The 23,726-nt window shown below is 60.7% G+C and carries 25 protein-coding genes; 23 read left to right on the forward strand and 2 right to left on the reverse strand.

Features of this window, described 5'->3' with window-relative positions; all coding sequences use genetic code 11:
• Positions 1-4 precede the first annotated feature (4 nt).
• Positions 5-925: a hypothetical protein gene (locus GY725_21175; protein ID MCP4006699.1), complete on the forward strand. Its 921-nt coding sequence runs from the start codon at positions 5-7 to the stop codon at positions 923-925.
• Here GY725_21175 and GY725_21180 read toward each other — a convergent pair.
• The gene (locus GY725_21180) at positions 891-2,012 is read right to left on the reverse strand and encodes a 3-deoxy-7-phosphoheptulonate synthase (protein MCP4006700.1); all 1,122 of its coding nucleotides are present in this window, start codon (positions 2,010-2,012) and stop codon (positions 891-893) included. The two genes, GY725_21175 and GY725_21180, sit on opposite strands and share 35 nt — an antisense overlap.
• Positions 2,013-2,118: 106 nt before the next feature.
• On the opposite strand from GY725_21180, the gene GY725_21185 reads away from it, so the two are divergent.
• Positions 2,119-4,221 (forward strand): TonB-dependent receptor, encoded by a 2,103-nt coding sequence (locus GY725_21185; protein MCP4006701.1) that lies wholly within the window; start codon positions 2,119-2,121, stop codon positions 4,219-4,221.
• A gap of 6 nt (positions 4,222-4,227) precedes the next feature.
• On the opposite strand, the gene GY725_21190 is transcribed toward GY725_21185, so the two are convergent.
• Entirely contained in the window at positions 4,228-5,265 is a 1,038-nt protein-coding gene (locus GY725_21190; protein ID MCP4006702.1) for a phosphotransferase family protein, read from the reverse strand.
• Between the two features lie 200 nt (positions 5,266-5,465).
• Here GY725_21190 and GY725_21195 point away from each other — a divergent pair, with 200 nt between their 5' ends.
• The 21 genes from GY725_21195 to fliR all read left to right on the forward strand — a co-directional run bounded on the left by GY725_21195 (position 5,466) and on the right by fliR (position 23,726).
• Positions 5,466-7,676, forward strand: coding sequence for a hypothetical protein (locus GY725_21195; GenBank protein MCP4006703.1), 2,211 nt, complete (start codon positions 5,466-5,468; stop codon positions 7,674-7,676).
• On the forward strand, positions 7,673-9,070 hold the full coding sequence (locus GY725_21200) for a sigma-54-dependent Fis family transcriptional regulator (protein MCP4006704.1): 1,398 nt from the start codon (positions 7,673-7,675) through the stop codon (positions 9,068-9,070). The genes GY725_21195 and GY725_21200 overlap by 4 nt, the downstream gene beginning before the upstream one ends.
• A 136-nt stretch (positions 9,071-9,206) precedes the next feature.
• Entirely contained in the window at positions 9,207-9,596 is a 390-nt protein-coding gene (gene flgB, locus GY725_21205) for a flagellar basal body rod protein FlgB (protein ID MCP4006705.1), read from the forward strand.
• On the forward strand, positions 9,593-10,018 hold the full coding sequence (gene flgC, locus GY725_21210) for a flagellar basal body rod protein FlgC (GenBank protein MCP4006706.1): 426 nt from the start codon (positions 9,593-9,595) through the stop codon (positions 10,016-10,018). Before flgB ends, flgC begins: the two co-directional genes overlap by 4 nt.
• A 5-nt stretch (positions 10,019-10,023) precedes the next feature.
• Positions 10,024-10,314 (forward strand): flagellar hook-basal body complex protein FliE, encoded by a 291-nt coding sequence (locus GY725_21215; protein ID MCP4006707.1) that lies wholly within the window; start codon positions 10,024-10,026, stop codon positions 10,312-10,314.
• Between the two features lie 24 nt (positions 10,315-10,338).
• On the forward strand, positions 10,339-11,931 hold the full coding sequence (gene fliF, locus GY725_21220; GenBank protein ID MCP4006708.1) for a flagellar M-ring protein FliF: 1,593 nt from the start codon (positions 10,339-10,341) through the stop codon (positions 11,929-11,931).
• Complete coding sequence (locus tag GY725_21225; GenBank protein ID MCP4006709.1) at positions 11,916-12,932, forward strand: flagellar motor switch protein FliG; 1,017 nt, start codon at positions 11,916-11,918, stop codon at positions 12,930-12,932. The genes fliF and GY725_21225 overlap by 16 nt, the downstream gene beginning before the upstream one ends.
• On the forward strand, positions 12,919-13,584 hold the full coding sequence (locus GY725_21230; protein ID MCP4006710.1) for a hypothetical protein: 666 nt from the start codon (positions 12,919-12,921) through the stop codon (positions 13,582-13,584). The genes GY725_21225 and GY725_21230 overlap by 14 nt, the downstream gene beginning before the upstream one ends.
• Positions 13,581-14,885: a FliI/YscN family ATPase gene (locus GY725_21235; GenBank protein MCP4006711.1), complete on the forward strand. Its 1,305-nt coding sequence runs from the start codon at positions 13,581-13,583 to the stop codon at positions 14,883-14,885. The genes GY725_21230 and GY725_21235 overlap by 4 nt, the downstream gene beginning before the upstream one ends.
• Positions 14,882-15,355, forward strand: coding sequence for a hypothetical protein (locus GY725_21240; protein ID MCP4006712.1), 474 nt, complete (start codon positions 14,882-14,884; stop codon positions 15,353-15,355). Before GY725_21235 ends, GY725_21240 begins: the two co-directional genes overlap by 4 nt.
• Positions 15,342-15,812, forward strand: a complete 471-nt coding sequence (locus tag GY725_21245; GenBank protein MCP4006713.1) for a hypothetical protein — start codon at positions 15,342-15,344, stop codon at positions 15,810-15,812. Before GY725_21240 ends, GY725_21245 begins: the two co-directional genes overlap by 14 nt.
• Entirely contained in the window at positions 15,809-16,990 is a 1,182-nt protein-coding gene (locus GY725_21250) for a flagellar hook-length control protein FliK (protein ID MCP4006714.1), read from the forward strand. Before GY725_21245 ends, GY725_21250 begins: the two co-directional genes overlap by 4 nt.
• Positions 16,991-17,006: 16 nt before the next feature.
• A complete protein-coding gene (locus GY725_21255; GenBank protein MCP4006715.1) occupies positions 17,007-17,840 on the forward strand; it encodes a hypothetical protein in 834 nt (277 codons plus the stop codon).
• A gap of 24 nt (positions 17,841-17,864) precedes the next feature.
• Complete coding sequence (locus GY725_21260; protein MCP4006716.1) at positions 17,865-19,289, forward strand: flagellar hook protein FlgE; 1,425 nt, start codon at positions 17,865-17,867, stop codon at positions 19,287-19,289.
• A gap of 47 nt (positions 19,290-19,336) precedes the next feature.
• The gene (locus GY725_21265) at positions 19,337-20,005 is read left to right on the forward strand and encodes a hypothetical protein (protein ID MCP4006717.1); all 669 of its coding nucleotides are present in this window, start codon (positions 19,337-19,339) and stop codon (positions 20,003-20,005) included.
• Complete coding sequence (locus tag GY725_21270; protein ID MCP4006718.1) at positions 20,002-21,159, forward strand: hypothetical protein; 1,158 nt, start codon at positions 20,002-20,004, stop codon at positions 21,157-21,159. Before GY725_21265 ends, GY725_21270 begins: the two co-directional genes overlap by 4 nt.
• 18 nt (positions 21,160-21,177) lie before the next feature.
• Positions 21,178-21,471: a flagellar motor switch protein FliN gene (fliN, locus tag GY725_21275; protein MCP4006719.1), complete on the forward strand. Its 294-nt coding sequence runs from the start codon at positions 21,178-21,180 to the stop codon at positions 21,469-21,471.
• On the forward strand, positions 21,468-21,944 hold the full coding sequence (locus GY725_21280; GenBank protein ID MCP4006720.1) for a hypothetical protein: 477 nt from the start codon (positions 21,468-21,470) through the stop codon (positions 21,942-21,944). Before fliN ends, GY725_21280 begins: the two co-directional genes overlap by 4 nt.
• Complete coding sequence (fliP, locus tag GY725_21285) at positions 21,937-22,704, forward strand: flagellar type III secretion system pore protein FliP (protein ID MCP4006721.1); 768 nt, start codon at positions 21,937-21,939, stop codon at positions 22,702-22,704. Before GY725_21280 ends, fliP begins: the two co-directional genes overlap by 8 nt.
• Positions 22,701-22,976 carry a flagellar biosynthetic protein FliQ gene (locus GY725_21290; protein ID MCP4006722.1) on the forward strand — a complete coding sequence of 92 codons (276 nt, stop codon included), beginning with the start codon at positions 22,701-22,703 and terminating at the stop codon, positions 22,974-22,976. The genes fliP and GY725_21290 overlap by 4 nt, the downstream gene beginning before the upstream one ends.
• A 9-nt stretch (positions 22,977-22,985) precedes the next feature.
• The gene (fliR, locus tag GY725_21295) at positions 22,986-23,726 is read left to right on the forward strand and encodes a flagellar biosynthetic protein FliR (GenBank protein ID MCP4006723.1); all 741 of its coding nucleotides are present in this window, start codon (positions 22,986-22,988) and stop codon (positions 23,724-23,726) included.

Here is a 23,726-nt window from a genome sequence, read left to right on the forward strand (position 1 = left end):
ACCTTTGAGCGAGCCGAAGCAGGGCTTTAGAAGCTGTAGTCAACAAAGCCTGGACGTCGCTGAACCCCTGTTGGGCAGCGCCGGATCGAGCGAGTATTTCGCCGCGGTATCGTGGCCCAAGCCGCTCTGGGACCCCGGCACGGCGGCACTCTCGGAGGGTCTGCCCGAGGAACTCAGTGCGCTCGAAAAGGCTCAGAAAGCCGGCGGTAGCCAGCTGGCGCTGAGGGTTTTTCAGCGAGAACCGGGCACATCGCGAGAGGGTGTTGAATTGCTCTGCATCCGACCTGGGGATTCGCGATCCATGCGACGAACAGAGATCCCGATCGGCTCGGTGGCCCGCGAGCTCGAGTCCTTCCTTTCCGGAGAGGCCAGAGGGGCGGAGGTCGCCACACCCCAGATTCTGGTCTGCACGGACGGGCAGCACGATCGCTGCTGTGCGGCGCACGGCCGAGCCTTTTTCGAGGCACTTCGCGAAGTGGTCGAGAGCAGCGGTGCGGCGATCGGCCTGGCCGAATCGAGCCATCTGGGCGGACACCGGCTCGCGGCGACCTGCATCGTGCTTCCCGCGGGCAGAATGTACGGCCGACTCCGACCGGAAGATGCCCCCGCTCTGATCGAAGCGGTGCAACTCGATCGCGTGTGGCTCCCCCGCTATCGCGGGCGCATGGGTTTGACTGAACTGGAGCAGATTTCCGAAGCCGAAACCTGCGCGCGAAACCCGAATGAACGGCCGGTGCAGGCTCAGATCAGCGGCGATTCGGCGATGATTGAACTCGATACCGACGGCCAGCGACTGTGCGTTGAGTACCGACGCCAGGCGTTCGTCTCGGCTGCTGGGTGCGCGAACGCGCCCACCGAAACTCGCATGCGCTGGGCGCATGTGCGAACCGTCAGAACTTCAGGCCGGACTCCTGGACGAGCTTGAGCCTCTGCGCGTAGGCATCGCGGACGATCTGTGCGTCGCGAACGAAGTGCTCGAGCTCCGGAAGCAGTAGCGCCTGAGGACCGTCGCAGAGAGCTTCGGCCGGGTTCGGGTGAAAGTCGACCAGCACCAGGTTCGCTCCGGCGATCACTCCCTGTGCGGTCACGTGGTGAATATCGAGCAATCCGTCCGGAGCTACGACCTTTTTACCGACGGAATGCGATGGATCGATACACACCGGCATGCGCGTCAACCGCTTGACGACAGGCACGGATCCAAAGTCGACGAAGTTGCGATGCGGATCACCGAGGTTCGTCTTCATGCCTCGTAGACAGAAGATGATCTTGTGATTTCCGCCCGAAGCCACGTACTCGACGGCGTTCAGCGATTCTTCGAGCGTAATACCCATACCGCGCTTGAACAGCACGGGGTATTCGTGTTGAGCACCGACGTCCTTGAGCAGCTCGAAATTCTGAGCGTTCCGGGTACCGATCTGCAGCATGACGCCGGTCGGCCTCCCGGCGTCTTCCAGAGCGGTATCGATCTCTTCGATCTGCGCGCTGCTCGTCACTTCCATGGCGACGACTTTCATCCCGTGTTTACCGGCTAGTTCGAATAGGAATGGCAGACAGGTAGCGCCATGGCCCTGGAAGTCATAGGGACTCGTGCGGGGCTTGTAGGCCCCGGCCCGGGTCGTATTCAGGCCGATTCCCTTGAGCTCGCGGAACATGGTGTCGACGTTCTGGCGCGTATCGACAGCGCAGAGACCGGCGAAGATGTGAAAGCTGTCTTGACCGAAGTGAACCCCGTTGTACTCGAAGCCGATCGCCTCGGCCTGACCTTCGTGCCGGCCGATCGATCGATAACGCTCGCGGATCCGGATGACTTTCTCGACCGCCGAGAACTCCTCGAACGGGCCCTCGGGGACCGATCCGGTGGAACCGAGTAGATACACCTCGGTGAGTCCGCGCGTGGTCCCCTGGATCGCCCGCACTTCCGTCTGAACGTCGGGATAGCGCTTCGCCATCTCGATGACTTGCCGGACCTCTGGGCCGTCCGGAAGGATGTCTGCTTTCATCACGATGATCATTGCGCGCGAATTCTATCAGTTTCTTCGGGCGTAGCCCGCGCCGCGGCGACAGGCTCGGTCAACCTGGAACCCCTGTGGTAGAGTCCGCCCCGATTGGGAGGTTGGATTGAAGCTGGATCGACACCCGGATTGCCGGTTCCGGGGAGCTGCGAACCTTCCGAGCGCTATCGCGATCGCAACGGCCGCACTGCTCCTCACCTGGGTTTGCCCACAGTTCACATCTGCGAGCGAGAGCGACCCCGGCGAGATCACCCTGTACGAAACCGAATCCGCGCGCTCTCCTTCCCGCCTGCTCGAGACACCTCAGGCCATTTCCGTGATCTCCCGCGAGGAGATCCACCAGGTTCGACCGGCCGTCACGATCGATGAAGCCGTCGATCTCGTTCCCGGCGTATTCGCTCAGGGCGGACGCAACTTCGCACAGGACAGCCGCGTGTCGATTCGCGGCTATGGCGCACGAGCCACGTTTGGAGTGCGGGGTATTCGCCTGCTGGTCGACGGGGTTCCGAACACCCTGGCCGACGGTCAGAGCGAGGTCGATTCCCTGGACCTCGCCTTCACCGAGCGCATCGAGATCAGCCGTGGCCCGATGTCCGCTCTGTACGGAGGTAGCGGTGGCGGAACGATTTCCGTCCAGACTCTGTCTCCCAGCGAGGTACCGCGCTACGAGGCTCGAGTGTTGTTCGGCAGTGATCACCTCTCGCGCTACTCCGCCACGACGACCGGCACCCTGGCCGAGACAGGCTATGCCTTTGGACTCGCCTGGACACGAGCGGGCGGATATCGCGACCACTCGCGCTCCAGGCAGCAGGTCCTGTTTTCAAAGCTCGAGCGCGAACTCGCGGGTGGCACCCGCCTGCAGGGCATCTTCTCCAGCACCTGGGCGCCAGAAGCCCAGGATCCCGGGGGTTTGAAAAGCCTCCAGGTAGAAAGCGACCGCAGCCAGGCGCGCGCGGATGCGATCACGGGCGACTCGCGCGAGAAGCTCAACCAACAGAAACTCTCGCTCTCTGCACGCCACGCATTCGGTGAATCCCGAGAACTCCGCGCGATGATCTACGGGTTGCAGCGCGACTTCAGCAATGCGCTGCCGAACTTCGTGGACAAACGTATTGATCTGGACCGAAGTGCCGGTGGCCTTGGACTGCTGTGGATCGACCGGAGTTCGCCGGTCCGTTTCACCTTCGGACTCGACCTCGATATCCAGAAGGACCAGCGCAGCGAGTACGGAAACGATAACGGTCTGCGGGGTTCGCTTCGCGTGCGCCAATCCGAAACGGTGCGCTCTGTCGGGCCCTTCGGAATGGCGGAATTCGACCTGGACTGTGGTCTCGGGTTCGTCGCGGGCGTGCGCTACGACTGGACGGAGTTCAAGGTAGGCGATCGCTTCGTAAACGGTGGCAGCGGTGATCACTCGGATCGACGCCGCTTCCGCCAGCTTTCTCCGCGTTTTGGCATTCACTTCGGGCGTTCACCCGCGTTCAATACCTACGCCAACCTCTCTAGCTCGTTTCGCGTCCCCACGACGACAGAACTCGCAGAGGCGGATGGCGGGTTCTCTTCCAACCTCGATTCCGAGAGCACTCTCGGTTTCGAGATCGGCGCCAAGGGCGTGCTCTCCGAACGCCTGTACTACGACCTGGCCGTGTTCGACTTGCGCATCAAGGACGTGGCCGTCGGCTACACAGATGCATCCAATAGCGATCTATTTCGCGACGCGGGAGAAGTGCGACGCCGCGGTGCAGAACTCGGCCTTTCACTTCTACTGACACCCGTGCTCAGCCTGCGCCTGGGCTACACCTACGCGGACTATCGCTACAAGGACTTCGACTTCCTTGACCTGAACACTCCGGCGTTCGTCGAATACGACGGAAATCGCGAGCCAAACACACCGCAGCATTCCCTGAGTAGTGAACTGCGTTACGACCCCGGCGAAGGTCCGTTTGCCGTCCTGTCGTTGCGCCACTATGCAGATATCGAAACCAACGACGAGAACAGCGCCGAGTCCCCCGGGGCGACCCTTTTGGATCTCGGCCTGGGTTGGCGCTTGAAGCGGGATCGCACTACATGGATTCCATTTCTCGGCGTGCGCAACTTGAGCAAGGTCGAGTACGACCAGACACTGCGACCCAATGACTTCAATTCACGCTTCCACGAACCCGCGCCCGAGACGGAACTGTACATAGGTCTGGAACTCTCGCTGGACTGAGTCCGATCAGGCGACGTCGAGGAGTTGCAGAAGATCGAGTTCGGTTTCGGCCATGCGCCGTCCGATCGCGGCCTGCTCGACGCTAGGTCGCATTCCGGACAGGTAGGCACTCACCTGGAAGATCCAGACGACTGCAACCTTGAGCGAGCAGATGATCTCCCAGTAGCGGAGCGCGTCGCGATCGAGTTTACGACCGCTTTCGGCTTCATAAGCCGAGTAGAATGGCTCGCGAGCGCCGATCCCTCCGACTGGCTTGTCGATGTTCCCAAACCGCCAGGTCTTGGTGCACATCCAGGCCAGGTCTTCGTGTGGATCGCCGATGTGCGCGAGTTCCCAGTCGAGAACTGCACGCAAGCCATCCGGTCCGACCATGACATTACCGACGCGGAAGTCACCGTGAACGATCGTGCGATCGCCTTCGTCCGGTACGTTGCGCTCCAGGAAACGAAATGCGAGCTCGCACACGGGTGTGGGCGCTGGAGCCGCGTCGATGCCCGTTCGAAGCTGTACGATCTGCTCTTCGGGACTCGACTTGCCTGGCGCAGGCGCGGGCAAATCATCGAGTCCGTCCGCGTTCAGGTCCATGCGATGGATCCGCGCAAGAGCTGTCCCTAATTGGGTAGGGAGCGCGGCTCGGGCCTTCTCCAGTTCCGGCGCGCGAAAGATGCGGCGGGCGATCGCTTCGCCCTCGATCCGATCCATCAAGTAGAAAGGACCGCCGAGCGTCTCGTTATCCTCGCAGGCCCAGTAGACACGCGGGACAAGAACGTCACAACGGACAGCCTCTTGCAGCAAGCGGAATTCACGGATGAATCCATTGGATCCGCCGAGTCCGGTCGTTTTTCCGGCAAGCGGATCGATGCGAAGAACGAGTTGCATGGGATCCGGCTTCGAGCCCAGGGTCAGGTCGAGATTCCAGACCTGTCTGGAAGACCCCCCGGCAAGGGGCCGTAGATCCTCGACGCGCACGTCCTGTTCCGACGTCTGCGAGCGCACGAAGTCCGCGATACGTCGCACGCGCTCTTCTTGTTCCAGTTTCTTCACAGCTGTCCCAATACCGACACTACCACGTCGCTCGGCGTTGTCGAAATTTCGACGGTGACTTCAATGCACTGTCGGCTTCTCGTCGGCAGGATGTGCCGGGCGGAAAGACCTCCGCAGTCCAGGTTTGGACAGCAGAGGCCAATTGCTGCCAACTGCGACGGACTGGGCAACAAGGCACACGAGTTGCACTCGGGGTCGGCGTGTTCTTCACGGCTCAATACTTCCGTCGGCAAATCTGGACCGGCGTGCTGATCGCCACAACTCTGCTCGGGTGGTCGGGCGGCGCCAACGCCGCCGACCCGAATGCGCCTGGTTTCAACGTCGTGGATTCGAAAGCCTGGCAAGCGCACTTCGAATCGTGGGTCGAGACGAATCTGGTAGACGCCGAGATTCGACAGGCGGCGGACAGCCTTCCGGAATTCGAACCCAAGGCCATCCTACGCATACTCGGAAAGCTTGAAACACAGCACCTGCGAGGGTGGCGCGGCGAATCGCGTCTTCCCCACGATGTGCAACCGCGAATGCTGGCTCGCGGTATCAAGGGAATCCTGCTGCGTGCGGCAAAGCTGTATGCCAAAGGCAAGAATGGAGAGGCGCTCGCACTACTTGGTGATCCCAATATCGCTGGAGACGCGAAGACGATCCACCTGCGGGTGCAGATTCTCGACCAGCTGACGCGCGAACTCCAGCCGATCTTCCGTCTGGGAATCATCGATCTCTACCGCGAAGCGATCCGTTCCCAGGCGACAGGGCCGCTCGCCGATCGCGCCAAAGTTCGCATCGGACAGATCTATCTGGAACTGGGTTTCATGGCCGAAGCGCAAGCACAGTTCCGTTCACTGCGGGAACCGCCCCTCTCCGAACCATTCGCCACCCAGGCGCGCGTTTCCCTGGCTGAGGTCTCCTACCTATATGGGGACCCGAAAGCGGCTCTCCGGGTTCTCGCGCAATTGGACCCAAACCAGCTTTCGCCCGAGGTCCAGAACTGGCACTCCTTGCGAATTGCGGATGCGCTGTTCACGGTGGGTGATGATGCCGGTGCGCTGAAAGCCTACGCAAGACTAGATGGGCACGAGCACGCAGGAGCATTGGCCGCAATTCGTCACGGCTTTGCTTTGACGGCTTTGGGAGATCCAGAAAAGGCACATGAAGTCATTGCTGAGTCGCTAGGCGAAGATGTCGAGCCGCGACTCCAGGCCCTGGGAGGTCTCGTACTCGCGCGCGTACTGCGCGAAGCGGGAAAACTCGAAAAGAGCATGCAAGCGGCCAGTGCGGTCAGCAGCGCGTCTCCCGACCCGGACACAGCCGCCCTGGCTGCGATCGAGTCGATGGAGGTGCAGCGACTTATGGGTCGAACGAGCCTCGCACTGCCGAAAGATTCAGGTTCGCTGGTCTCCCTGGCTCCGGATTCTCCAGCAGTCGCCCTCCTGTCCTATCGGGTCGCGGCCGCTCCCAACCCGGGCGACCGTACAGGTGATGCTGAACAAAGACTCGGTTCTCTCCTCGCGACCCTGCCGGGAAACGAGATTCAGTTGCTGGCGCAGGATGATCTGACGCGAAGGCTCGTCGACCGCCTCGCGTCTGCGGTTCAGAAGGGCAACGACCCAGATCCCGAACTGCTCGACAGCGTCGAACGGTTCTTCCGCCCGCGCATCATCAACGAGAACGCGCTTCTACTGGCGGTCGACGCACTCGCCGGGGCTGAACGCCGCGGCTCGTGTGTTCGCTGGGCGCGCACTCTTGCCCTCCGAGAACTCCGACCGATCCGCAAAGGGCTGGCTGCCTGGCGTGAGGTGCGTTGCCTGGCCCAGCGCAATGACGATCGCGGAGCTTCGCACCGCCTGATGCAACTGGCAGACAGCGGTACGGCCGGGCCGTTTGCACTGGCCCTCGCGACGCTGGCCGCGGAGAACCAGGTGCGATTAGGAGACCTGGATAGAGCGGTTCGAAGCTACGAACGAGCCCTCCAGGTTTTCGCGGAACCCGTACTGCTTCCACCCGTACTCTTGCGCCTGGGCGAACTCGAGGTCGCGACCCATCGGTTGAAACTAGCGCAGCTCAGATTGACGCGAGGGCTCTCTCTGACGAGTGGAAAATCTCTGGCGGGAGACCCATTTCGCAAAGCTGCCCTGCTCGCGGTCACGGAACTCGCCGCACAGACAGGCGATCGCACCCGACTGGCGCAGACGCTGAAGAGCGAGAGAAAGCTCGTCGGCCCCTGGTGGAGTGACGCTTACGCCTACGCACTGTTCAGGAACGGGGAACCGCAACGCCCGAGCGGTGAGACGCCCTTCACGCAGGTAGCAGAGAAACTGACGCAGATGAACCGGGCAAAGAGCCGCGTGGACCGCGTGATTCGCAATCACGAGGAAGCCCGAAGAGCAGCAGCTGCGGCGAGGTCGTTGCAATGATCGGATTGATTGAACTATGTGGCCACGGACTGGTGCGCGCCGGAATTCAGCGGCACGGCCTGCCTTTTACCGTACTTCATGACCTGAACGATGTGTTGAACGCACTCTCGAACGATGAACTCGACGGACTGGTCGTCGAGGCCAAGGAACTGGAGCCCGACGTGCGCGAGATTCTGCTCGCAGCCCGTCGTCACGAGACGCCAAGCCTTTTCGTAACGAGAGAGCGCAGCGTAAGCAATGCGGTCGAAGCCCTGCGCGAAGGAGCGACGGACTGCCTGGTAGCACCCTTCGAACTCGAGAGTTTGACGCGCGCACTCGACCGTCTGAGTGACGCAGGGGCCGCGGCGCCTTCGGGAGAAGAGCTACCGATTCCATTCATCACGCGAGATCCGGAAGTTTTATCGACGCTGGAAATGGCGCGTTCAGTCGCCGCAAGCGACGCCACAGTAATGATCGAAGGAGAAAGCGGAACCGGCAAGGAGCTACTGGCCCAACTGGTCCACCGCGCATCGGCCCGAAGAACGCGAGAACTCGTAACTGTAAACTGTGCAGCCCTTCCAGCTGGCCTGCTCGAGAGCGAACTCTTCGGGCACGAACGCGGCGCCTTCACCGGTGCAATTGCTCGAACGATCGGCAAGTTCGAACTCGCTCAGAACGCGACGATTCTGCTCGATGAAATCGGCGAACTCGAACTCGGACTCCAGGCGAAGCTCTTGCGCGTGATCCAGGAAAAGCAGGTACAACGCGTCGGTGCGCACCGGCCGATCGCGGTCGACTTCCGCCTGGTGGCGACGACGAATCGTAATCTTGCAGCCGAAGCCCGCGCAGGCCGCTTCCGCGAGGACCTGTTCTATCGCCTGAATGTTCTACCCATTCGCCTCAAGCCGTTGCGCGAGCGGCCTGACGACATCCGCTTGCTCTTACGTCACTTTCTGGACATCCATCGACGCGCCGGACGCCCACTTCCGGAACTCTCAGCAGCAACTCTCGCGACCCTCGAGGCCTACGACTGGCCGGGCAACGTACGGGAACTCGAGAATCTGGTCGAACGTCTGGTGCTTACGTCGCGCGGGCGGATTGTGGAGCCGCAACAACTCGGCTTGAGCCAGTTGCACGGCGCGACAGCGAGTCCGCCGATCGAGCGAATCGATTCCTCTGGGGGCTTGCCCTTCGAAACGATTCGAGAGATGGAGCGTTGGCTGATCGTCGAGACCCTGCGGCAGATGACCGGAAACCGGACACGTGCGTCACAGAAACTGGGGATCAGCCTGCGCACGCTCCGCAACAAGATCCGCGAATACACCATCGACGAACCCGACACACTGCCGCGAACGGGCACGGCGCGAAGCGCATCCCTTCCGCGTACCGGGCAACACCTGCCGGGTGAACTGTGAACGAGCCTGTTCTTGCCCACTTCGGGACCCGGAATCTGGCGAAAGCGACCGTTGAGCACCCGCATGTCGCTCGGTTTCCGTGGCACGTTGATTGCTTCGTTGATGCTCGAATCAGTGCAGCCAGAGGTGTCTTGAAATGCCGTTGATCGAAAACCCACTATCCACAGTGCTCGAGCAGGTGCTTCGTCATCAGAACGCGCGCCAAGATGCAATCGCATCCAACATCGCGAACGCAAACACACCCGGATACAAGTCCTTCGATCTCGTGATGCGGGAAAGCTCCGAACGCATGGCACCGATCGCTCCCCGGCAATCGAGTTCCCGGCATATGTCTGAATCGCAAGCGATGGACAACGCTGGCTCCCGAATCGTTCGCTCCGATGCTCCCGCCCGACTCGACGGGAACAACGTCTCGATGGAGGAGGAGTTCATGAAGATGACGGAGAATCGAATGAGGTATCAAGCGATCTTCGAAATGATGGACAAGTGGGGCGGACTGATGCCCATCGCGAGGGAGGTCCGATGAGTTTCTTCTCTTCTCTGGAAATCGCCGCCTCGGGATTGGCCGCTGATCGCATGCGCGTTGATCTCGCGACCACGAATCTGGCAAACGCCAATTCCACGAGGACGGCCGCGGGTGGACCCTATCGGCGCCAGGATCCGGCACTGCGGGCCGTGGGCACGGAAGGCACTTTCTCCGATCGCCTGTCCCGCGCGTTCCAGCGCGTACGGATCGACGGTGTGGTCTCGGACCAGAAACCGCCTCGCGAAGTCTTCAATCCGTCACATCCAGATGCGAATGAGGATGGCGTCGTCTTGATGCCCAACGTCGACACGGTCGAGGAGATGGTCAACCTGATGAACGCGCAGCGCTCGTTCGATGCAAACGTCTCGGTCATCCAGGCGAGTCGCGAAATGGCGCAGCGGGCTCTGCGGATCGGCAGGTAATTCTGATGGCGATCGAGAGCATAGGACCCAGCGCGCTAGCGAACCTGCGCCCCGGCGCAGCGAAAGAAGTTGAAGGAACCGGTTTTGCTGGTGAACTCAGCAAGTTTCTCGAAGGCGTGAACAAGGACCAGGTGGAGGCAGCCACGAAGATCAAAGAACTCGCCGTGGATGGCAAAGGTTCCATCCACGACACGATGGTCGCGGTATCGAACGCCGAAGGCTCATTCCGGCTGCTCATGGAAATGCGGAATCGCATGATCGATGGCGTGAACCGACTCCTACAGTCACCCAACTAATAGATTGAAGACAGGACCCATAACTTGAACGGATTCGACAAGCTCTTGCAGGGATTGGCCAGCTTCTGGGCCGGTCTGAATGCGGCGCAACGGGTTGCGTTCGTATCCATTGCCATGATCACGATCGGCACAGTTTCCTTGCTGACGAATCTCGCGAGCCAGAAAGAGTATTCCACGCTGTTCTCGCAGCTAGAGCCGAAAGATGCCGCACGCATTGCCGACGAACTGGCGACTCTAGAAGTCCCCTACGAACTCACGCACGCCGGGACCACGGTTCAGGTTCCCAGCGAGCGTGTCTATGACCTGCGACTCGAACTCGCGAGCAAGGGTCTTGGCGTCAACGGTCCTGTCGGCTTCGAAGCATTCGATGAAGGCGGTCTGGGAATGACGCCATTTCAGGAGCGTGTGCGCTATCGCCGTGCCCTGGAAGGTGAACTCTCGCGGACGATCAGCGCCCTGGCCCAGGTCGAATGGGCACGAGTGCACATCAACGTTCCCGAGAAAGCGCTTTTTCAGCGCGCCAAGAAGAAGGCAACTGCTTCGGTCGTCTTGAACCTCGGCCCGGGAAGAGCGCTGAGCGGCGGCGAGGTCAGCGGGATCGGCCAACTGATCTCCGGTGCAGTCGAAGGACTCGCCGCAAACCAGGTCACCATCCTGGATACCAGCGGCCGTCTGCTCGCGAGACCCGGGAGCAGCGAAAGCGATGTGCTCGCCGCCGAAGCTCTCGATGTACAGCGCTCGATCGAGAAGAGGCTGGCCGGTCGGGCCCAGACTTTGCTCGATGCAGCCGTCGGCGCGGGCAAGTCGGTGATCACCGTCGCCGCACAGGTCGAGCGCAGGCGTGTGGAAGAAGACCAGGATCGCGTCAATCCGAAAGAGACCGCCGTACTGAGTGAACAGCGAACGGAAGAAAGTCGCAGCGAACCCAGGCTGACGGCTGCCGGAATCCCGGGAACCCGAAGCAATGTACCTCCGGGCGGGGCCGAAGAATCCTCGAGCCAGCCGAGCACCGAGAACGTGACGCGCGAGACGATCAACTTCGAAATCAGCCGCAGCCGCAGCCATACCGTTATCCCGATGGGAGAGATCCAGAGGCTTTCGATCGCGGTTCTGGTGGACGGAACCTACACGACCCCAGAGGCCGTAGAAGGCGAGCCCGCTCCAACTCCGGAATACCAGCCGCGCACGCCGGAAGAGGTCAAACAAATTCTGGAGATCGTGAAACGCGCAGTGGGTTTCGACGAGGTTCGCGGCGACCTGATCGAAGTCCAGAGCATGCCCTTCCGCTCGCCGCTCGAGGATGTCGCGGCAGAGCCTCTGCCCATCTGGCAGAGCCCGGAGGTCTTCATGCTCCTACCGGGCATCGCGCGCTCTGTGGCCGTGATCGGTGGACTTCTCCTTCTGATCTTCCTGGTCATTCGACCTGCTCTGCGACAGCTCGCGGTGGCGAACGTCGTCGCAGTGAGTTCGGCCGAAACCGGCGCCACTGGCGAGATCAGCGCCGGCGGAGAACCTCAACTCGCAATCGCCTCGGAAGCGGATCGACTGGCGAGCACGCTATCGAACCAGGACCCGAAGGTCATTGCTGACGCGATGAAACAATGGCTGCGCGAGTAGGAAAGAAGCGACTCACCGGGCCACATAAAGTGGCCATCTTGTTCCGCCTTCTCGGCGAGGACATGTCGCTGGGCATCCTGCGCCAGATGAATGATCGCGACATCGCTCGCATCAATCGCGCCGATATCGACCTGGGTGAGCCAGACGAAGAAACCGTAGAGAGCGTCGCAGAAGACCTCAACAGTCGGATGGACGGTAGCGGGGTCGGTTTTGGCGGTTCCCGACGCATCGAAGGTTTGATCCGGCAGGGTTTCGACGAAGATCGCATGGAAGCGATTCTCGGCCGCACCGATGTCGAGCTCGGCAAGATCCAGGATACACTCGCCGAGATCGATGCCCGTGTCGTCGGCCGGATCCTGAGTCGAGAGTATCCACAGACATGCGCATTGATCGTCAGCCAGTTGCCTTCCCGACAGGCCACGGAGATCTTGCTGGCCTTGCCCGAGGACCTGCGCGTAGACGTGATCATGCGCATCGCTCGCATGGAGAAGATCTCCGAAGACATGCTCGCCGAACTCAACCGAGCGCTCGAACGCGAGATCTCGGGTTTCGAAGGCGGGTCGCACGCGCAAGAGATGGAGGGCGTCGACGTCGCCGTCCAGATCTTCATGAATATGGACCGGGCGAGCGAAGGCTCACTCCTGGAGCGCGTGGGCGAACACGACGAGGAAGTCGCAGAACTGATTCGCGAGCGGATGTTCACCTTCGACGACCTGCTACAGATCGACGACCGCGGCATCCAGATGGTCCTGCGCAACGTCAACACGCAAACACTGGTGCTCGCACTCAAGGGAGCCGAGCAGGCGATGCTCGAGAAGTTCCTTTCGAATGTATCGCAGCGCGTCTCCGCATCGTTGCAGGAAGATCTGGATACCATGGGTCCGGTTCGCCTGTCGGAGGTCGAAGGCGCACAGCAGGAGATCGCGAATATCGCACGCGAGATGAGTGATCGCGGCGAGATCCAGGTACCGGGGAGAGGAGATGGCGATGAGCTCGTCTGATTTCCTGCACCGTCCCGAACTGGTCGATCTACACCAGACCACGCCGCAGCCGAGTCCGCGTCAGTTCACGCCACAGTGCGAGTTCGAGCAGGCGCAGACGAGACCCGCCCGCGAGATCGATCCGGAAGAAGCTCACCGGCTCGGACTGGCCGAAGGTGAACAGCGCGCCCGGGATGGGGCGATGAAGGAACTCGCGCCGGTCATCGAAGAACTGCAAAAGATCGCCCTTTCGCTGGCGAATCTGCGCCACAAGCGACTCGAAGAACTCGAAGGCGAGTTGACGGAGACAGCGATCGAGTTGACCCGGAGACTGATTCGGGGCGAACTGCGTCAGGATGGAGACTCGGTCGTGCGCATGGCGCGAGCCTGTCTTGCCGAGGCTGCGGAACAAGGCGTGCTGACCCTACGGGTCGCACCCTCGGATGCGGAACTCCTGCGCGCACATATCCCCGAGCTGGAGGTCGACCTGGCCGACGCCTCGATCACGGTTCAAGCCGACGCCTCGGTGCAGGCCGGATGCGCCGTGCTGCAAACACCCTCGCGGGTCTTCGACGGGCGGCCAGAGCGGATTCTCGACTCCGTAGTACGGGGGCTTTCCGAGAAGACTCCTGCATCGCCCGACGCCCATGGTCCCGAGGAGGATGCGTCATGATCAGTGAACAGCTCCTCGAACGTGCCGAAGCAACCGGACCGATTCCGGGCGGCCACGTGTGTGCGGTGCGTGGTGTGATCGTCGAAACCACCGGTCTCGAGCTTCCGCTCGGTGGCTCCGTCGAGATCGAGTTGAACGGTGAGTTCGTGCGCGCCGAGGTCGTGGGCCTGCGAGACGATCGACTTCAGTTGATTCCACTCGGTGGAACCCGCGGGATCGGTACGGGTTGTCGCGTCTGGCCAATCACTTCCCGTTCTTCGGTAAACGCGGGTGAGTTCCTGCTGGGTCGAGTGATCGATGCTCTCGGCAACGCGATCGACGGCGGCCCCGAACTTCCCATTGGGCACCCGGCCCCGCTCTACGTCGAGCCCATTCCATCGCTGAACCGACCGGTTCTGGAACATCCGCTGGACGTGGGAGTACGGGCGCTGAACGCAACTACGACGCTGGCCCGCGGACAGCGAGTCGGATTGTTCGCCGGTTCGGGAGTGGGCAAGAGCACTCTGATGGGCATGGTCGCACGCGGTACAGATGCCGACGTGCGCGTCGTGGGTTTGATCGGTGAGCGTGGACGAGAGGTTCGAGAATTCATCGAACGCGAACTAGGCGATGCCCGCCGAACCACCGTTGTTGTGGCAGTTCCCTCGGATTCCCCTCCCCTTCTGCGTATGCGAGGCGCGTACGTCGCCACCGCCATTGCAGAATTCTTCCGCGATCTGGGTCGCGACGTCCTGCTGATGATGGATTCGGTGACCCGTTTTGCCTTTGCAGCGCGTGAAATCGGTCTGGCCCGCGGAGAGCCCGCGACGACCAAGGGCTATACCCCGAGCGTATTCGCCGAGCTTCCAAACCTGCTCGAGCGGGCTGGTCGCACCGAACGCGGAAGCATCACCGGCGTGTATTCCGTACTCGTCGAAGGCGGCGACTTCGAGGATCCAATTGCGGACGCCTTGAGAGCAATTCTCGACGGACACATCGTGCTCTCGCGCGACCTCGCGGAGCGCGGACACTACCCCGCCATTGATGTTCTGGCCAGCATCAGTCGGGCTATGCCTCAGGTGACTCAACCCCTGCATCGGGAGTACGCCGGGACACTTCGTTCCCTACTGGCGGCCTATCGCGATGCTGAAGACCTGATCCAGGTCGGTGCGTATGCGAGCGGAAGTGACAAGACCGTAGATCGAGCCATCGCTCTGCGCGAAGGCATCGACTTCTTCCTGCGTCAGTCCGTTGACGACGTCTGCCCGATGGCCGAGACGCTCCAGGCAATGGCTGTGCTGCTCCAGGAGAAGCCGCAATGAAGCGCGTCTCCAAACTCGAACTGCTCGTGAAGCTGGCCCGGCACGAAGAGAGCCGTACGCTGCGCAAGCTGGGAGAAGCGCGCGCTGCGGTCACTGGGCTCGATCAGCACCTGGCTCGAATCCGCACGGAAGTCGCTGCTTCGCTGCGCGACAACCGAGTCTCTCGATTGATTCGATTCGCTGCCGACCTGACGGCAGATGAACGTCACCGGGGTTCCTTGCGTTTCCAGGCCGCAGCAGTGGTCGAGGATCGTGAGCGCGCACTCTTACAGGTGGAAGAAGCCCGCCAGGAAGCCGCGCGCGCGCGGATGCGCGTTCGAGGTATCGAAAATGCGATCGAGCGGCGTGCAAAGCGGGAGCGTTTGGAACGCGAACGCAGCGAGACCCGGCGCCTCGATGAGACCGTTCGACAGATGCAAGCGCGTTCACACGACTCAGAGCAGGAGGTTAATCCCGATGCGCTGGCGTGAACTCGCAATTCTGCTCTGGATCGTGCCGTTGCTCTGGATTCCCCCGGTCGCCGTTGCGGTCGACACGCCGCAGAACGAGCCGGGCTCCGGTGTACCGATGAGCGTGGCTGAAGCGGCGCGAGAAGCACTCGAACTCGAGGTGCGCCAATCCGCTTTACGCATGCTCGAAGCGGACATCGCAAGCAAACTCGAAGAGCTTCTGTCCGAGCACAAGCGATTGGAAGACGCGCTCTCCAAGCAAGAAGGTGATCCGGCAGCCGATCTGGGTACGCTGATCGAGTTCTACCAGGCCATGAAGCCGAAGAACGCGGCTGTGCTGCTCGAGAAACTTCCGTCGGGACTGGCCGCAGACGTACTGGCCGCGATGAGCAGTCGTTCGGCCGGGAAGATTCTCAACGTCATGACACCCGAACGGGCCGTACGCATCTCCAAGCTCATGGCACGAGGCAAGCCATGAGCGCCGCACTCATCCCGCCTCCGCTCCCGACCCCGCCGCCCGCGGCGGCACCGGCTGCAGTCTCCGATACCGGCGCACCGGCGGCTGGCGATGCATTGGCGGAGATCGGTGCATCCGTTGTTCAGGGCCAGCTCTTCGAACTGGCTTTGCACCAGGCTGCAAACATTCTGCGGGGCCAGGTCTCGCAGCAGAACTCACTCAATTTCGCAGAAGGAGCCAGTGAAGTGGACGTTCCGGTAGAAGACCAGACCGGCGAATCCGAAGCTCCAGCCGAAGACTCGCTTCTAACCGTACTCGATCAATTGACGGGCGCTGAAGAACCCGAAGCCGAAATTCGAACTCCTGAGCTGCCCGAGCTTCTGCCCGTTTCCACACCCCAGCCCGCCAACGAGAACCTCACACCGATTGAGGTCGCGGGACGTGTGTCGGCCGGCACTGGCACCGAAGAGTTTGCCGCACCCCGAGTATTCGAAGCAGCGCCGCAACCGGTCTTCCAGGCCGGAGATACGATCGAAGCGCCGCGCGAAGCCATGCCGCAGAGCCACGCTCAGGCAGATACAAACGACTTCGGCTCTTCTCCTCAGCACCGCGATCCCGAAGCCGCGCTACAAGACCCCGGGTTCGCTGGCAGCAATAACACCAACCAGGAGTCCGCGCAGACAGCGCCACGCGCCGAGGCGCTGGCCATCTCCGATCCCACAGCACTACGCGAATCCCGCGAGACCGGTCGAGATGTTCGCGCCCTGCCGGAACTTCCTGCGCGCACCGAGTCCGAGATCGTGCGCGAGCTTCGCGTGCTGGCTCACGAAGGTGGAGGTACGGCCCGGATCACCCTGAATCCTCCGCAACTCGGTGATCTGAGGGTTCAGGTCACCATCGGCGAAAACGGCGTCAGCGTCAGCTTGCTGGCCGACAATATGCCGGTCGCTGACCTTCTGGTTCGGCATCTGGCCGAGCTGCGACAGTCCCTGGAAAGCCACGGGCTGCGAATCGATCAGTTCGACGTCGACAGTGAACGCGCTGAAGACTCCTACGTATTCGGGAAGTCCCCAGAACAGGATCGCGGCTCCCGGAGTCGCGGTGAGGATTCGAGCCCGGCCGGCTTCACGTCGAATGGGGCTCCTCTGATTCACCGTAGCGACATCAACACCCTCGGAACCGTCGACATCCGGATCTGAGAGGAAAGGAATAGAAATGGAAATCGATCCCACAACCTCGCTGGACCTGGCACGAAGTGACTTTTCAACTTCGGACACTTCGCTCCAACAAGCGGGGCTCGACCGTGATGCGTTTCTGAAGATCTTCCTCGTACAACTCCAAAACCAGGACCCTCTCAACCCAGAGGATGTCTCGAAGATGAACGAGCAGCTGGCCACCTTCAGCCAACTCGAGCAATCAATCAAGATGGCCGAGGAGCTCTCGGGCGTAAACGAACGACTCGACCGCCTGATCGACGCGGGCTCGGACCAGCGCTCGAGCCCATTGGATCCAGTTTCGCTGATCGGTCACTCGGTCGATCTGGATACAGCCGCGTTGACGGTCCCACCCACAGGTGACTCGCCTCGACTGAACATCCAACTGAAAGAGTCAGCAGACTTCGTGCTGATACAGGCGAAGGATGAAGCTGACGTGAGCATCGGCGGTGCGATCCTGAGTCGCGCGACGGAGGACGGCACTCGAATTCCGCTTGCGGCCGGGGATTACGATGTATGGCTCCGCGATGGCCAGGCGCGTGTGCGCTTCCCCAACGGTGAAGAAACCGACGTGGTCTTCGAGCCGTTGAGCATCGACGAAGCGGGCAACGTGGTGATTCGCGAGGCCGAAGGTGGTGGAACTCCGATCAGCCTGGATGTCGGGGCGACCTACAACTTCGATGCGCGTGCTGCGAGAGCAGGCAGTGGGTTCTCCCGCTCCCTGGACATGATGTCTTCGGGAATCGTCCAGTCGGTTCGGATCGTCGACGGTCTCCCGGTCCTGACAGTGAACAATCAACAAGTTGAGCTGAGTAGCATTTCTCGAATTCGCTAGCTGAAGTAGAAAAGGAAGTTTGCAATGGGAATCATGACCAGTCTATTCGCCGGAGTATCCGGCATCAACGCCTCCGGACAGCAGATCTCTGTCGTCGGTGACAATATCGCCAACATCAACACGATCGGATTCAAGTCGGCTCGGGCCGAATTCGTGGATGTGCTTTCGGGAAACCTCGGCAGCGCCGGTGGAGCCTCCCAGATCGGTTCTGGTTCGAGACTCAACGGAGTCACACAGAACTTCACTCAGGGTTCGCTTGAGTCCTCGGGTGTTACCACCGACCTGGCCATCGACGGAAACGGTTTCTTCATCATCCAGGATACGAGCGGCGTGTTCTACTCACGCTCTGGTATGTTCCGTCTGAACAACCAGCAGTTCCTGGTCAATGAACAAGGCCAGTCCGTACTCGGGTTCGGTGTTACACCGGCCGGCATCCCGAACGGCGCGCTGTCTGCGATCGATTTGTCCTCCGTGTCATCGGTCCCCCAGGCGACCCAGACCGTTGAGGTCAGTGTCAATCTGGATCCAAACGAAACCGCTCTGACGGGCGGAGCGACCGGGTTCGATCCTCTGGACCCGGTCAATACTTCGAACTTCCAGACCGGTATCCGCATCTTCGATACTCAGGGTAATCCGCGCAGTCTTCTGGTGTACTTCCGCAAGAACGACGCGTCGACGAATTCCTGGTACTGGTATGCAGGCGTCAACCGGGGTGAACTCGACGTTTCCACGTACGGAATGACCCAGGGTACGGCGACTCAGTTCTTCCCGGTACAGAGCGGATCGCTCTCCTTCAACACAGATGGAACTCTGGCCACGGTTAGCGGCAATACGGCTGGTACACAGCTTTCGTTCGATTTCGACACGAACGGTGATGACGTCATCGACGCCAGCGATACCAACCCTGTCACGACGCCTCTCGCCTGGAATTGGGGGAACGGCGCGGGTCCGACGAATCCTCTGGCCTTCGACTTCGGTACCCAGACCTCATCGGGTGGAACGGGTGCCGATCGCACCACCCAGTTTGGTGGCTCGTCGGCTTCGGGCGTGAACAACTTCGTTCGTTTCATGAACCAGGACGGATTCGCTGCCGGTTCTTTGCAGGCAGTCGATATCGACGAGTCCGGTTTCGTAACCGGTTCGTTCTCCAGTGGCGAGACCAATCGTCTCGCCCAGATCGCCCTGGCGAACTTCCCAAATGTGAACGGCCTGAACCGACTCGGAGGCAATAGCCTGGCCGAGACCAATAGTTCAGGCAACCCAATCATCGGTTCGCCGAACCAATCGGAGTTCGGTGCCGTCCGATCCGGGTTTTTGGAGCAGTCCAATACCGACCTGGCAGAGCAATTCGTCAAGCTGATCATCGCCCAACGCGCCTTCCAGGCAAATACTCGAACGATCAGCACCACGAACGACCTGCTCTCGTCACTGGTGGCACTCGGCAACTAGCAAGCACGCCGCTGGTGACGGCAATTCTCAATCTGGGGGGATGAGGCATGGCTGAAGAGACTGAAGAGACTGAGGCAACCGAGGAACAGGAAGCTTCCGAGATCATCGCCGACGAGCCTGCGGGAGCCGGCAAGAAGAAGTTGATCTTGATGGGGGCAGCCGCGCTTGTACTCGTAATCGCGAGCGCAGGAGCTGGGTTCCTGTTCTTCGGTGAGGAGCCTGAAGAAGTCGCCGAGGCCGGGCCTACCCCCGAGCAACTCGCCGAGCAAGAGAGGCAACAGCGTCAGCGCGGTGTCGTCGATGGCGTGGACTATGCGGCAGAAGTCGATGTCGAGGTACCGATGCCGGAGATGGACATCGCCTCCGGCGATGAGGAAGAAGACGAAGCCGCCGCCGCTCCGGCAGAAAATCATATGGGAAAGATCGTTCATCTCGAACCGTTCGTGGTGAACATCAGCGACAAGGACCGCGATCGCTATCTGAAGCTGAAAGCTGATATCGAGCTATCCGAAGACAAGGTCGCCTCGGAGTTCGACCAGCGACTTCCGCAGATGCGCGATCTGATCATCAGCTTGCTCGGAGGCAAGTCGTTCGAAGATCTTCGCACGATTGAGGGCAAGAACTTCCTGCGCGAGGAGATCCTCCTGCGGGTAAACGCACTTCTGGTCACCGGCAAGGCGAAACGGATCTTTTTCACGGAGTTCGTCGTGCAATGAGTGAACGCGTGCTCGAACAGCAAGAGGTCGATCGCCTCGTCAAAGGAATCCGTTCCGGTGACATCCCCACCGGCCCGGACTCCCTCGCGCCCCTGCAGAGCGCTGCACCGGTGGATCTCAGTGATCCGAGCTGGAGTCACGAACGCATTCTGCGGCGGAAGCTCCCGGTCCTGGAACAGGTCTTCAACAGGCTCGCGCCTTTCGCCCAGGTGACTCTCACGAAGAGTCTTCGTTTCCCGATTCGGGCGGAATTCCTCGGCGTGGAACTTCTGAAGTTTGGAGACTTCCGCACTCGACTGGAGGGTCGCCCCCTGCTCTTCCAGGTGATTCATCTCGATCCACTGCGTGGCTATAGCGTGGTGATCTTCGATTCCACCATCCTCTACGCGCTGATCGATGCATTGATGGGGGGACTGGGTGTCGCTGACTCGGCTCCCGACCGCGAGGTCTCTGACATCGAAGCGAGCCTCTTGCAGAGATCACACGATGACATGCTGCGCGACCTCGAGAACTCCTGGAAGCCGTGGTTCCCCTTGCAGGTCGAAGCAGTCCGGTCGGATCGCTCCGTGCACATGTTGAGCACGATTCCCGATCAGGAAATCTGTCACATCGCCACGATCAATGTCGCCGGCGATGTTCTTCCCGCATCGCCTCTTTACTTCGTCATGCCTTACACAAGTCTGGAGCCGCTTTTTGATGCGACTTCCGCTCGCGTGGGCGAAGAGATTGATCCGAACTGGCGAATGAACCTGGAAAAGAACCTCTGCGATACAGAGATCTCGTTAGCCGCACATCTTGGAGATGCGCTGCTCCCGACATCCCGCGTCAGATCCCTGGAGCCTGGAGAGATCATCGAACTCGATCGCGGTATCGGTGAGGACATCGATATGGAGATCGAGGGCGAGCACATCTTCACGGGCCGCATCGGGAGGAGCAACCTGAACTATGGCGTATCGATCACCAACCGACGAGAAATGAAGCGTACGTTCATCGATCGCAGCATTGGTCAGATTCTGGTCCGCAAGGGCACGATTACGCGGGAACAACTCGCGGTCGCCACTGTTGATGAACTCATCAACCGCAAGTCGGTAATCGACTCGATCATCGCGCGCGGTTGGGCGGAGCAATCCGCCGTGCAAGCTGCACTCCAGTAGCAGGAGAGAGGAAGGACGATGCCGGAAGAGGACGTCACCGAACACGCACAACAAGACGGTATCGAGCTCCTGCTCGACGTACCTCTTCGCGTATCCGTCGAGCTTGGTCGCACCCAGATGCGGGTTCAGGAACTCCTGGATCTTGGCCAGGGATCGATCGTGGAACTCGAACGACTCGCTGGTGAAGCAGTGGACATCATGGTCAATGGTCATCCGATTGCACTCGGAGAGATCGTCGTCGTCAACGATCGTTACGCCGTTCGCGTCATGTCGGTCCACAGCCCGACCGAACGCGTGGAGAGCCTGACATGAAGTGGTCGATCTTGATCTGCCTCGTCGCTTTGATCGCGTGCACAGACGCCCGCGCCGAGGAATCCGCTGATCAGAAACCAGCGACCGCGTCGGTGTCAGAAACACCGCCCGTCGCGGCCTTTCCGACACCGATGGCCGTTCCTCTGGCGCGCATCTGCCTGGCGATCGCACTCATTTCGGGAACCGGCTTCGGCTTGGCGTGGTGGACCCGCAACAAGCGGGGACAGATCCGCGGAACGGACGCGCGCATCGAAGTGGTCGCGAGCCGCAACATCAGTCCACGGCATCAGGTCGTGCTGATCGATGTTGCAGGGCAGCGTCTACTGATTGGAACGGGGGGAGAATCGATTCGCACCCTGGCGGATCTCAGCGAATCGCATGCGTTCTCCGAGGCCCTGAACCGGCAGCTTCCGACTGGAGATCGCGCAGACCTGGTCGACTCGATCGGTCGCTTTGAGGGGCTCGATGCGTAATACGGGCCGAGTGCGATGTCTTGCATTCGCCGTGGTGATGGCAACAGCCGGAGCGGTGCAAGCGCAGGAGCCGAGCGCCGGAATGATGACCGACGCGTTGAGCGATCTCGATTCGCTCATGGACGACCCCGAGCGCCTCACGCCGGCCTTCCGCCTCGCAATTCTCGTTACCGTCCTCTCACTTGCGCCGGCCCTGGTCATGATGGTGACCTGCTTCGTGCGAGTCGTGGTCGTGCTGACTCTCTTGCGCCAGGCGTTAGGCGTCCAGCAGACACCACCGACGCAGGTGATCATGTCGCTCTCGCTGTTCCTGACCATCTTCGTGATGCAGCCTACCTTCGATCAGGCCTATGCAGCGGGGGTAGGACCATTCCTGCGCGGTGAACTCGAGAACAGTGTTGCATTCGACACGACCGTCGGACCTTTTCGCGACTATATGCTTCGTCAGACACGGGATGAAGACCTGCTGCTTTTCGAGGAAATCTCGAATCGCCCCCTACCCGAGGAGCCTCAAGAGATCAGCCTCTCGTTGCTGGTCCCGGCCTATATGCTGAGCGAACTGCGCACGGCCTTCATGATCGGATTCATGCTGTTTCTCCCGTTCCTCGTGATCGACATGGTTGTTGCTTCGACGCTTCTTTCGATGGGCATGATCGTAGTCCCGCCAGTCATGATCTCGCTTCCATTGAAATTGATGATTTTCGTGCTGGTTGACGGCTGGAATCTGGTCGTCGGAGCACTTGTTAGGGGAATCGTATGAGTATCGAACTCGTGGTCGAGATCTACAGAGAGATGCTGAGGACCGCAGCGCTAGTCGCAGCTCCGATCCTGGGAACCGCAATGATGATCGGCTTGTCGGTCTCGCTCGTCCAGACACTGACGAGCATCAACGAGCAGACCTTGACCTTCGTACCGAAGATTGCGGGTATTGCAGCGGTGATCGGCTTCTTGTTGCCCTGGATTCTCGCGCAACTCATGAACTTTCTGCGCCTGATCCTTACGCACGCCCCCGGATTGACTCTCGCCGGATAGGGATCTGTCGTGCTGATCACCCTCATGATCGTATCTGCGCGAGTCGCCGGTCTATTCATCGGCGCACCGATCTTCTCGCGTCGATCTCTGCCTACCCGGTTTCGCATCTTGTTGATCTTCGCGATCTCAGGGCTACTGGGTAGCGCCGCACTTCCTGAGAAGCTGCCCGATACCATGGACCTGGTCATGCACGCGATGGCCGGTGAACTCCTGCTAGGCCTGGCGATCGGTCTCGTAGCACGCTTCATGATTGCCGCCTTCCAGATGGCCGGTACGATCATGGGGCGGCAGATGGGCTTCGCCATGGCCAATGGATTCGATCCGGAAATGCAGAGCCAGGGCACGGTGATCGCGAGCCTGCACACGAACCTCGCTGCGTTCTTGTTCCTTGGGATCGATGGTCACCATATGCTGCTACGCGGGCTCGCAGCCAGCTACCAGAACTTTCCGATCGGCGGCGAAATCCAAGGACCGCTACTCGCCCAGACCTTGATGAGTTCCGCGGGAAAGATCTTCGAGGATGGGGCTCGTGTCGCTGCCCCTGTCACCGGGATCATGCTCCTGATCAACGTGATGCTGGGCTTCATGAACAAGATCAATCCGCAACTTTCGATCTTCAACGTAGGACTTCCCCTGACCGTGATGGTCGGGATGTTGGCGGTAATGATCTCGATCCCCGACACGACGGCGACGATCCTGCGAGTCTATGAAGTACTCGTATCCGACGTGGCGCTTCTGGTGGGCAGATAG

It is taken from the genome of bacterium, assembly GCA_024226335.1.
Taxonomy (GTDB): Bacteria; Myxococcota_A; UBA9160; order SZUA-336; family SZUA-336; genus JAAELY01.

What these genes read in the sequence shown, in the direction of transcription:
- GY725_21200 (MCP4006704.1), top strand. Translation starts at nt 7,673, where the DNA reads ATGATCGGATTGATTGAACTATGTGGCCACGGACTGGTGCGCGCCGGA.
- GY725_21280 (MCP4006720.1), top strand. Translation starts at nt 21,468, where the DNA reads ATGAAGTGGTCGATCTTGATCTGCCTCGTCGCTTTGATCGCGTGCACA.
- GY725_21230 (MCP4006710.1), top strand. Translation starts at nt 12,919, where the DNA reads ATGAGCTCGTCTGATTTCCTGCACCGTCCCGAACTGGTCGATCTACAC.
- fliP (MCP4006721.1), top strand. Translation starts at nt 21,937, where the DNA reads ATGCGTAATACGGGCCGAGTGCGATGTCTTGCATTCGCCGTGGTGATG.
- GY725_21215 (MCP4006707.1), top strand. Translation starts at nt 10,024, where the DNA reads ATGGCGATCGAGAGCATAGGACCCAGCGCGCTAGCGAACCTGCGCCCC.
- GY725_21225 (MCP4006709.1), top strand. Translation starts at nt 11,916, where the DNA reads ATGGCTGCGCGAGTAGGAAAGAAGCGACTCACCGGGCCACATAAAGTG.
- GY725_21270 (MCP4006718.1), top strand. Translation starts at nt 20,002, where the DNA reads ATGAGTGAACGCGTGCTCGAACAGCAAGAGGTCGATCGCCTCGTCAAA.
- flgB (MCP4006705.1), top strand. Translation starts at nt 9,207, where the DNA reads ATGCCGTTGATCGAAAACCCACTATCCACAGTGCTCGAGCAGGTGCTT.
- GY725_21240 (MCP4006712.1), top strand. Translation starts at nt 14,882, where the DNA reads ATGAAGCGCGTCTCCAAACTCGAACTGCTCGTGAAGCTGGCCCGGCAC.
- fliN (MCP4006719.1), top strand. Translation starts at nt 21,178, where the DNA reads ATGCCGGAAGAGGACGTCACCGAACACGCACAACAAGACGGTATCGAG.
- GY725_21245 (MCP4006713.1), top strand. Translation starts at nt 15,342, where the DNA reads ATGCGCTGGCGTGAACTCGCAATTCTGCTCTGGATCGTGCCGTTGCTC.
- flgC (MCP4006706.1), top strand. Translation starts at nt 9,593, where the DNA reads ATGAGTTTCTTCTCTTCTCTGGAAATCGCCGCCTCGGGATTGGCCGCT.
- GY725_21255 (MCP4006715.1), top strand. Translation starts at nt 17,007, where the DNA reads ATGGAAATCGATCCCACAACCTCGCTGGACCTGGCACGAAGTGACTTT.
- GY725_21265 (MCP4006717.1), top strand. Translation starts at nt 19,337, where the DNA reads ATGGCTGAAGAGACTGAAGAGACTGAGGCAACCGAGGAACAGGAAGCT.
- GY725_21180 (MCP4006700.1), bottom strand. Translation starts at nt 2,012, where the DNA reads ATGATCATCGTGATGAAAGCAGACATCCTTCCGGACGGCCCAGAGGTC.
- GY725_21290 (MCP4006722.1), top strand. Translation starts at nt 22,701, where the DNA reads ATGAGTATCGAACTCGTGGTCGAGATCTACAGAGAGATGCTGAGGACC.
- GY725_21250 (MCP4006714.1), top strand. Translation starts at nt 15,809, where the DNA reads ATGAGCGCCGCACTCATCCCGCCTCCGCTCCCGACCCCGCCGCCCGCG.
- GY725_21235 (MCP4006711.1), top strand. Translation starts at nt 13,581, where the DNA reads ATGATCAGTGAACAGCTCCTCGAACGTGCCGAAGCAACCGGACCGATT.
- GY725_21260 (MCP4006716.1), top strand. Translation starts at nt 17,865, where the DNA reads ATGGGAATCATGACCAGTCTATTCGCCGGAGTATCCGGCATCAACGCC.